Origin of the sequence: Niameybacter sp. (assembly GCF_036655075.1) — a bacterium.
In the GTDB taxonomy this organism is placed as follows: Bacteria; Bacillota; Clostridia; order Lachnospirales; family Cellulosilyticaceae; genus Holtiella.
Genome location: NZ_JAVVQU010000069.1, coordinates 1 through 9602, shown reverse-complemented (window position 1 = coordinate 9602; position 9602 = coordinate 1). Strand labels below are relative to the sequence as shown.

Here is a 9602-nt window from a genome sequence, read left to right as displayed (position 1 = left end):
AAGTTCTTGTATTTAGGTAAAATTGTAGGAGTGGTAAAAAGTTAGTATAGACTGCTCTTTTTAATGATAGGTAAAGTCTGATCAAACTATTTACACACTTCTGTTAAGTAGGTAACTACTTCTGTGAGTTTGTGATTTCTTTCAGCAAGTATTTTCATCTCTGAAATAATGAAATTGAGTATATATGTGCGCTCATCGTATGAATAACCTCCAATTTAAAACGCTTCTTTTAACCAAAGGTATAAAATATACAGAGTATCATAGTAACGTATGACTTCGATAGATTTCAAATAGCATGATTGTATTCGATTAGATATTTTTCCTTTTTAGCACCCTTTGCATTTAATACTTTCTTTTCTAAAGCATATTCCCGAGCAATCACTTTATAGGCTGACCTTTCAGCACGGTATATATAATCGGATAACTTTTTTTCAGAATGGAATATATCACTTTGTATCTTAGCCTTTGGATAGACTTCTTGAATGCCTTTTATAAGTCCGGTTCCACCATCATAACACTCAACTCAATATTTAAGCCTGTAACCTGTTTATCCAGGAGGGAATAGCCCCATACGGTACTATCTCGTGTTTTACTTCCATCGCAAAGATAAATATAAGTACTGTTTGGCTCTACTCCTACAAGAACAGCTTGATCTGCTTGAAATATTTCATCATGGGCACCTACTTGGATACATTTAAGTGATATAGAATCATTAAATACCTTTGCCCTACGAGCTAATTCATTAATAATCTTACTGATACGCCCTATTGAGATATGAAAATGAAAAAGAGATTTCAGAAATTCTGGTGTATCCTCAATAGAACCTTTACAAATAGCCATACACCCCAAAACAGCTTTTTCAATAAAGTTTTTCGTAATCCTCATCGTAGGGAAATGTCCTGAAGGTAAATCAAAATCATGTTCTAGTAATTGCTGAATCTTTTCTTTTTGAGTATATATAAATTGTCTATAGGTATTAAAAAATTTTGCTAATATTGAAATATTTTTACCACTAATTGTGCTACAACCTAGTATAATTCTACGTTCTCTGGAGATGTATACTTCTATATGCCATAATGTCTCACATCCTTTCTAAAAGATTCGATACCTTTAGGATGCCATTATGCCATCTTTATCATTTGGACTCATACTAACAGAACTAAATAAACTTACACCCTATGAATTAAAACAACTTTATACAGTAATAGAAGATAAAGCTGTTAGTTTAGCTAAAATCACTGCTATTAGTGATCAAGCAAAAGAATCTAAATTTACTAAAGACGTAGTCTATCCTTACTGTGGTTATATTCAGTTCGCTAAGAATATGGGCGTTCATTTAATTCAAATTGAGCATGGCAAAACTAAACAAGATATTTACCATATTCAACATATCAATGCTTATCATAGTACTCTTAAAAACTGGATACGCCACTTTAAAGGCATTTCTACTAAAAGGTTAGATAACTACCTTAACTGGTTTAAATGGTTAAAGCTCAATAAAGACAAGCGTGACTACGAGAAAGTAAAGGCATTACTTATCAACACTGTTTCAACACAAATGAATATAAAGAATTGTGACTTTTGGAATCAAAGAATCAAAAAATGTTATTTATATAACGCCAAGAAATTTAGTTATATAGAAGGAGTTGCAAGTATATCATTTATAAACATATCAAAGGGGGTGATAGTATGGATAGATGGGGATTAATATGCATAATTTTTAGTGGACTTATAGGACTTTTTAGAGAGTGGGTTAGAGTGAAAAATGACGGTATTACAATATTTTATAAGGTACTACCGTGTATTTCTTTGATACTGTTGGTACTGGGAGCTCTTTTATATTTTATGCTTTAGTAAAGAAGGTAGCCTTATTTTGCAGAAAGGCTACCTTCTTATATAAAATATCGATATTTAACTATAACAGAACCTAAAGAATAAATTAGAAATAAAAAAATGCATTTTTTTATAAAAAGCTTTACATATGACAAATGCTATGTTATTATAAGAGAGTAATTGACATAACAAATTTGGAGAGGTGTCCGAGCGGTTTAAGGAGCTGGTCTTGAAAACCAGTGACTCCGAAAGGGGCCGTGGGTTCGAATCCCACCCTCTCCGCTTCAAAGCGTACAACGTAAGTTGTACGCTTTTTTGTTATATAAAAAATGCTATAAATATTAATATTTCTTATACCTTTAAAGAAATCAGGTAGATTACTCTTCTAAGGAGGTGGCATAAAACTGCCAGCAACTAAGTCATGCTTGAGGAGATCAGCAATCCATTTGGCATCTTTTTTATCAGTCTTTTTACCACGAATAGCCTTTACGTATTTAGGATGAGCCAGAACGATGGTACAAGAAGATTCAAGGATGTTAAAGATAGGAATCCAGTGATTACCAGTAGATTCCATACAATCGTCTTTGCAATGATTTGATAAAAGCCACGCTGATAGCTCTCTTAACCCTTTTGTATAGGTAGAAAAGCGATGACTTTTATAGGTAGTAACACCCATTGCATCGGTAGAAGCGACGTAGGCGACAACAAAGTTTTGTGAACATCGATACCACAACAGATTTGATAGACAATTTTTAAAGCCATAGAAAAACTCCTTTCTGAGTTGAAGACTCAAAGATAAGTTTGCATGCTTGAAAACATACTTATTTGTGCCTTGAGCAAAGCGAAAGGAATAGTTATATAAATGAATAAAGATGGAATAAAATGAAATCTACATATAACAAAAAGAGGCTTAACATAAGATGTTAGACCTCTTTTTGTTATATGTAGATTAGAAAAGTATTTTACAAAGTGGAATACCTACGACAATAACCATGCCAAGAATAATCATGCTCATAATTGTAGCGTATTTGTAAATATCTTTTGTTTCAAGCCACTCTTTGTTACCGTGCATAATAGCAGCAAATGGAGAAGCAGCAGGAGTGATAGTACCAAAGAGAACCATGTAGATAAAGATTGAAATAATAGGTTCTGTGGCAACGCCCATAGATTGTGTAAATGTTGCGATAATAGGTAAGAAGATAATACCTATAACGACACTATTACAGAAGTTAGTTAATATTAAACCTAAAGTAAGGATTAGTACAATAAATGTAAATTCACTAGTACCTGAAAATACAGGTGTTAAAAGATTTTTTAAGAAAGGTGTTACACCTGTAGCTTCAGAAGTTAAGGCATTCCCGATAGTAAGAGCAGCACCAATTAAGAAAATAGAACTCCATTGTAAATGGTTACTGCTAATACTTTGATAGTCAATAAGAAATTTACCTTCGATTTTAATAGCACAAAGTGCACATACTAAAGATAAAGCAAAAGCATATTTACTATCATTTAAGAAAATTCTAATAGGCATTTCACTAGGTAAAATACCTGGGAGCAACATTAAAGTGATATAAATAATAAATGTTGCAGATAAAATTTTATGTTTTAAATTTAATGGAGGAAGAGGGTTCTTGGTGAACATCTCGATATTAACATCTTTAAGTAAGGCTATATCAGGACGAAATACATATTTCATTAATAAAGTAATAAGTAAAATTCCTAAAAATGATAGAGGAATTGTTAAGCCCATAAAAGATGCAAAATTGACTTCTGCACCACCAGTGAGGGAAGTGTAGTTACTCATTAAAATAAGAGGACCATCTTTGAATGGAGCTGTACAAAAACCTAGAACAGCTACTACAACAACAGAAATGAGCATTAATGTAGGATACTTATCACCTGGTTTATAACCAAGTTCTTTAAAGATACCATATAAGATTGGCCAAAATAAGAATATTGGAGTAAAGGCAGATGAAGTTGCAGCTAATGCAAAAACACCCAGTAAAACCATAAATGAGAATACCCAAGGTCTACCATTAATAACTTTACGTGTTAAGAACCATCTACCGATATAGACTGTAAGTCCTGACTGTACAACAGCGCCTATAAGAGTCATCATAAAGATAAGCTGAACAACAGTTGGATCACCTAAGAAGTTCATAAGAATTTGATTCATTGGTGCATAAGCACTACATCCTAATAAGAATACACCCAATAAGCTAGGCCATATAGAATCAACAAATGTCCAAAGATAAATCACACCCATAAATATACCGACTATCTCCATTCCTAAAGGTGTAATAGGTTCTGGAGCAGGGATAAACCTAAGTAGAAGCATAATAGCTATACCTATGGCAGAATGAATAAGATAGCTATAATTTGCGCGGCTTTCCGTTTTTTGCATAACGTCATCTCCTCTTGATATTAAATATATTTTATAATATTACGTCATAAAAGAATGTTAAAAGTATAACACACTAAAAATGTTAAAAAAATAACCTAGGTTATGTTATATAAAAAATATTAAAATAGGTTAATAAATTAGAGATTTTATATGTTAAAGTGCCCTAAAAATGAAAAAAAATATATATAAAATGACAAAAAATTAAAGGTAACTCTTTTGTTTTCAGAGTTACCTTTAATTGAGAATTAATAAGTTAAAGATTTATTTTCTTGTATGTATTCTTCTAAAATACTACGGTCTTTAATAATAATACTATGCCCATCTTTTTCAATAGCGCCCTCTTGCTTAAGAGAACGCATGATTCGAGAAACTGTTACAGTATGTACACCCAAATACTTTGCTAACTCTACATAATTAAAGTGCTTATCCACAATACAACGACCAGATGAACAGCGACTAAAATCTAAAAGTGTTTTACAAAGTCTACTAGGTGTACTAGATTCCTGCATGAAGTGAAAATGTCCGAGAACATCAGTGAAGTAATTTGCAAATAAGGACATAATATAACGATTAAGATCTGGATTATCACTCAAAAGCTTATAGAATGTTGAATAGGAAATCTCATATATTTTACAATCTGTTTTTGCGTACATATAAAAAGCATTATTGTTATTAGCATTAGGAGGAAGTGTTAAATAAGCAGGGGTAAAGTTAATAATACTTCCTCCTGCAAAATAATGATAAATTTTTTCTTCACCAGCTTTAGTAATACTAAGTAAAGCACACAAACCATCCTCTAAGCAATAAACATAATCATTAATGAGATCGAGGTTATAAAGACATTCGCCTTTTTTTGCAATACGAAATTTACCGGCTTTACAGAATTCATCAAAGTAGGCTGTCTCAATGGATGTCATGATGTATTCCTCCTAATAAAATATATAATATGATATAAAGATTATAGTCTATAATTTAACAATCCAATTATAACATATACAAAAATAAATAGATATATATTATAGGTAATTTATCTCCTGTTTACATTACATAAATAAGTGAGATGAAAAATAGTTAGGAATTAAAATCTATAAAAACTAACATGGGTTATTTTTATAAAAATAAGGGGATGTTATACTAAATATAGAGATAACGAAAAATTTAACTCAATTTGTTAAAAATTTATCTAATTAATAGCAAAATGGGGAAGGAGCAATTACCGTGGCATTATATGACGTAATTATTATAGGTGCAGGACCAGCAGGTATGACAGCAGCAATCTATGCAGCAAGAGCAAATATGAACGTACTTTTATTAGAGAAGCTTGCACCAGGTGGGCAAATTATTAATACACATGAAATACAAAACTACACAGGTGTAGGAACAATTAATGGAGCAGAACTTGCTTATAAAATGTTTGAACATACCCAAGAGTTAAATGTTGCGTTTGATTACGGAACAGTAAAAGAAATTAAAGAAGAAGGCAATATAAAGATTATTACTTGTGAAGAAGAAGACAAAATCTTTGAAGCTAAAACAGTTATTCTTGCAACAGGAACAGTACCAAGAAGACTAGGTGTAGAAAATGAAGATCGCTTTGCGGGAGAAAATATTAGTTGGTGTGCAATCTGTGATGGAGCATACTATAGAGATAAAGATGTTGTTGTTATTGGTGGAGGAAACTCAGCTGTTGAAGAAGCTATTTATTTAGCAAGTTTAGCAAAATCAGTTAAAGTAGTAACTTTATTTGATTTAACAGCTGATCCAGTATCTTGTGATGAGTTAAGAGAACAAGCAAATGTAACTATTTACGAATATCATAATGTAGAAGGATTTACTGGTGAAGAAAAGCTTAAAGGTGTACGTATTAAATCTACACAAACAGATGAAGAGCAAGAACTGCTTTGCGATGGAGCATTCGAATATATTGGGCTTAAACCTTCAACAGAGGCTTTCAAGTCATTAGGTGTCCTTGATAAGTATGGTTATGTGGAAGTAAACAATCGTATGGAAACAAAAGTATCAGGTGTATATGGTGCTGGAGATGTAGTAACAAAAGAATTAAGACAAGTAGTAACAGCTTGTTCAGATGGAGCAGTAGCTGCTCAAGTAGCATCTAAATACATTAAAACAATATAGTTCATAGCGAATAATAATAAAATATTACTTTTAAAGGAGCAAAGATAATGATTAAAGAAATTACAAGTTTTGAAGAGTTCAATGAGTTAGCGAAAGAAGGTAAAGTATTAGTTGATGTTTATTCAAAAACATGTGGTCCTTGTAAAATGTTAGGATTTGTATTAGCAGACTTAGAAAAAGATCTTCCAGAATCAGCAATCTTAAAAATAGACTTTGATCAAAACAAAGAAATAGTAGAAAAATATGATGTGGCATCATACCCAACTATTCTCTTATTAGAAAATGGTGAAGAAGTACAACGCTTAAAAGGATTACAACAAAAACCAGCTTTAAAAAAATTATTAGAAGCGTAATCAAATTATAAATTTAAAATCTATTAAACTACAATAGGAGGAAAGAATATGTCAGTACAATTAAAAACAGTAGAGCACCTTATTACATTACAACATAGATCAGAAGAATCAATGCTTGAGGCTTTCCAAAACGGAAACTATACATCAGAAAATCCATATGTAAAGTTAAATCCTTATATTGTATGTCCACTCACAGCAGTAATCATGTTCAATACAGATGAAGAAGTAGAAGTAACACTTACAATCAAGGGGAAAGAAGAAGCAGGAGATATTACACATACTTTTTCAAAAGCGGTAGAACATAAACTACCAGTTTATGGTTTATATGGTGCGTATGAAAATACAGTAGTGATTAAACTTTCAAATGGTGTTGAATCAGAAGTAAAGATTCAAACCGCTCCTGTTCAAGATAATATTGGTAGATGTACATACATTAATACAACAAGTGAATACATGAAAGATAATATCATGTTCACAACACCAGCTGGAGCGGACTATGCAGCTGGATATGACTACAATGGAGATTGCCGTTGGTACTTAACAGAACCTTTTATCTTCGATATGAAACGTCTTAAAAATGGGAATGTTCTAATCGGATCAAACCGTTTTATTGCACAACCATATTATATGGTTGGGATTTGTGAAATGACTCTTTGTGGTAAAATCTACAAAGAATATCGTATTCCAGGTGGTTACCACCATGATCAATTTGAAATGGAAGATGGAAACCTTCTTAGCCTTACACAAGAACCAGGTGCTGCTACAGCAGAAGATATGTGTGTATTAATAGATCGTAATACAGGGGAAATTCTTAAAACTTGGGATTACAAAAAAGTGCTTCCACAAAATGTAGCAAAATCAGGTAGCTGGTCAGAGCATGACTGGTTCCACAATAATGCTGTATGGTATGATAAAAAAACAAATTCCCTTACATTATCAGGTAGACATCAAGATAGCGTAATCAATTTAGATTATGAAACAGGTGATTTAAACTGGATTATTGGAGACCCAGAAGGTTGGCCACAAGAGATGGTAGATAAATACTTCTTCAAACCAGTAGAAGGTAAGGAATTTAATTGGCAATATGAACAACATGCATGTGTTGTATTACCAGATGGTGATGTTATGATGTTTGATAATGGGCATTGGGGATCAAAAGATCCAGCTAAATATCTTTTATCAAAAGATAGCTATTCACGTGGTGTAAGATATAGAATTAATACAGAAGATATGACAATTGAGCAAATCTGGCAATTTGGTAAAGAAAGAGGCGCGCAATTCTTCTCACCATATATCTGTAACGTAGAATATTATAGAGATGGTCATTACTTAGTACACTCAGGTGGAATTGGATACTATGATGCAAAACCAACAGAAGTATTACCAGCATTCTTAGATACTACTGATCCAAAGACAAAACTTCAAACAGTTACAGTTGAAGTAGAAGATGATGTAGTTAAATATGAAATGCATACAACAGCTAACTATTACAGAGCTGAAAAATTAAAATTCTACCATGAAGGTGAAAACCTTGTAATGGGTAAAGGACAATTACTTGGAAAGCTTGCTGTAACAGAAGAATTCTTAACAGAAGTACCAGCAGAAGATACAGGGCTTCTTATGCCAGGAACAAATGACGCTAAATTCATTAATGAAGAAGATCGTATCATTATGAATGCTAAATTTGAAAGAGGACAACTTGTAATGCTTCAACTTGAAAGTGTAGTAGATGATACAGTACATAGATACTTTGTACCAACTACAAAACATACTTTCTTAGCAATGTGTGCAGGTACATTCCAAGAATCAGATGATAGAGTAGTTAAATTCAACGTTAACAAAGAAGGTCTTAAAGGAACATTTAATGTTACTGTTACAATTGATGATAAAAAATATCAAACAGGTGTTGTAGTAACGATTTAATATAAAAGGAGCTATCGCATTAGCTGAGTAAAATCAGCTAGCGATAGCTCCTTTTATATTAGGGGGGCATATAAATGTCAAATGGTAATTTTAACTTTAGTAAGAGAGGATAAGATGAAAAGGTTGTAAAAGATTTTGTAAGGAAAAAAGTTCAAGTCTTGCCTAGTATGACTATCTTTCAAAAGTGTAAGATGAATGAAAGATAGATAAATATTAGAGAAAAGTATTTTATGATAACATAATAGAGCAGGCTAACTGAGCAAAGAAAAATGTAGGAGGATATTGAATATGAAAAAAGTAATTTTATTGATATGTGGAATTATTATGCTAACAACTATGGTGATAGGATGTTCAAATAAGGATACAAAGGCAGAGAAAGATTTAATCAATAGGGCAAATGATATGATTGAAAAGAAGTATGAAGTTAAAATAGACAAAGGGGCTTATACCTATGAGTTAGGTGGGGGAGTTGATGAGGATAACTTTATTGATATAAAAGAAGGAGAAGTACCTGATGTGGTATTTTTAAGGGCAGTAAAGAAAGATGAGCCCTCTAGTGGAAAGGTATTTAACTATTCTATTAAGTTCAATACGAAAACTGATGAAATTATAAACAGTGAATGTGAAATGTATGAATAAGATTAAATTATTGAAAAAAATAGGCATAATATGTGGAGTGACCTTAATGGCAGTAGGTATGGCTGGTGCTATAGCTTATAAAGTACTGATGGAACCAACAGATATCAAGACGGATTTAACATTAAAAAACATAGAAACAAAGTATGATAAATGGGAAGACGTTACAGTTGAGAAATTAGTTGTAAGGATCGGGGAGAAAATTGAAAATACGTGGAGTCAATCTGAACGTATTTGGCCAGGAATAAATTTTGAGGATTATCAAGTTTTATTTATAGGGACAAATGATAATGGATATGCAGATTATACTTATTTAA

9 protein-coding genes, 1 tRNA gene and 1 pseudogene are annotated in these 9602 nt (G+C 32.1%); 7 read left to right on the top strand and 4 right to left on the bottom strand.

Translation table 11 applies throughout. The annotated features are described in order from the left end of the window. Positions 1 to 489: 489 nt before the first annotated feature. Positions 490 to 885 carry a hypothetical protein gene (locus tag RRY75_RS13230; protein ID WP_332717182.1) on the bottom strand — a complete coding sequence of 132 codons (396 nt, stop codon included), beginning with the start codon at positions 883 to 885 and terminating at the stop codon, positions 490 to 492. A gap of 238 nt (positions 886 to 1123) precedes the next feature. Here RRY75_RS13230 and RRY75_RS13225 point away from each other — a divergent pair, with 238 nt between their 5' ends. Further along, on the top strand, positions 1124 to 1708 hold the full coding sequence (locus RRY75_RS13225; protein WP_332717179.1) for a hypothetical protein: 585 nt from the start codon (positions 1124 to 1126) through the stop codon (positions 1706 to 1708). Between the two features lie 321 nt (positions 1709 to 2029). Next, positions 2030 to 2115 (top strand) — tRNA-Ser (locus tag RRY75_RS13220). Positions 2116 to 2224: 109 nt separating this feature from the next. On the opposite strand, the pseudogene RRY75_RS13215 reads toward RRY75_RS13220, so the two are convergent. The 3 genes and pseudogenes from RRY75_RS13215 to RRY75_RS13205 all read right to left on the bottom strand — a co-directional run. Further along, positions 2225 to 2595 (bottom strand): annotated as a pseudogene (locus tag RRY75_RS13215) (IS110 family transposase); the annotation flags it as partial. A gap of 187 nt (positions 2596 to 2782) precedes the next feature. After that, positions 2783 to 4237, bottom strand: a complete 1455-nt coding sequence (locus RRY75_RS13210) for an SLC13 family permease (RefSeq protein WP_332717173.1) — start codon at positions 4235 to 4237, stop codon at positions 2783 to 2785. 245 nt (positions 4238 to 4482) lie between these two features. Then, entirely contained in the window at positions 4483 to 5154 is a 672-nt protein-coding gene (locus RRY75_RS13205; protein WP_332717170.1) for a Crp/Fnr family transcriptional regulator, read from the bottom strand. A 301-nt stretch (positions 5155 to 5455) separates the two neighbouring features. Here RRY75_RS13205 and RRY75_RS13200 point away from each other — a divergent pair, with 301 nt between their 5' ends. From RRY75_RS13200 to RRY75_RS13180, 5 genes are all read left to right on the top strand, one after another. Further along, positions 5456 to 6373: an NAD(P)/FAD-dependent oxidoreductase gene (locus RRY75_RS13200; RefSeq protein ID WP_332717167.1), complete on the top strand. Its 918-nt coding sequence runs from the start codon at positions 5456 to 5458 to the stop codon at positions 6371 to 6373. Between the two features lie 47 nt (positions 6374 to 6420). After that, positions 6421 to 6726, top strand: a complete 306-nt coding sequence (locus tag RRY75_RS13195; RefSeq protein WP_332717165.1) for a thioredoxin domain-containing protein — start codon at positions 6421 to 6423, stop codon at positions 6724 to 6726. Between the two features lie 48 nt (positions 6727 to 6774). After that, entirely contained in the window at positions 6775 to 8649 is a 1875-nt protein-coding gene (locus RRY75_RS13190) for an aryl-sulfate sulfotransferase (RefSeq protein ID WP_332717162.1), read from the top strand. 288 nt (positions 8650 to 8937) lie between these two features. Next, entirely contained in the window at positions 8938 to 9288 is a 351-nt protein-coding gene (locus RRY75_RS13185) for a hypothetical protein (protein ID WP_332717159.1), read from the top strand. A gap of 46 nt (positions 9289 to 9334) precedes the next feature. Then, positions 9335 to 9602 (top strand): hypothetical protein (locus tag RRY75_RS13180; RefSeq protein WP_332717156.1); only part of this gene is annotated, 268 nt, incomplete at its 3' end.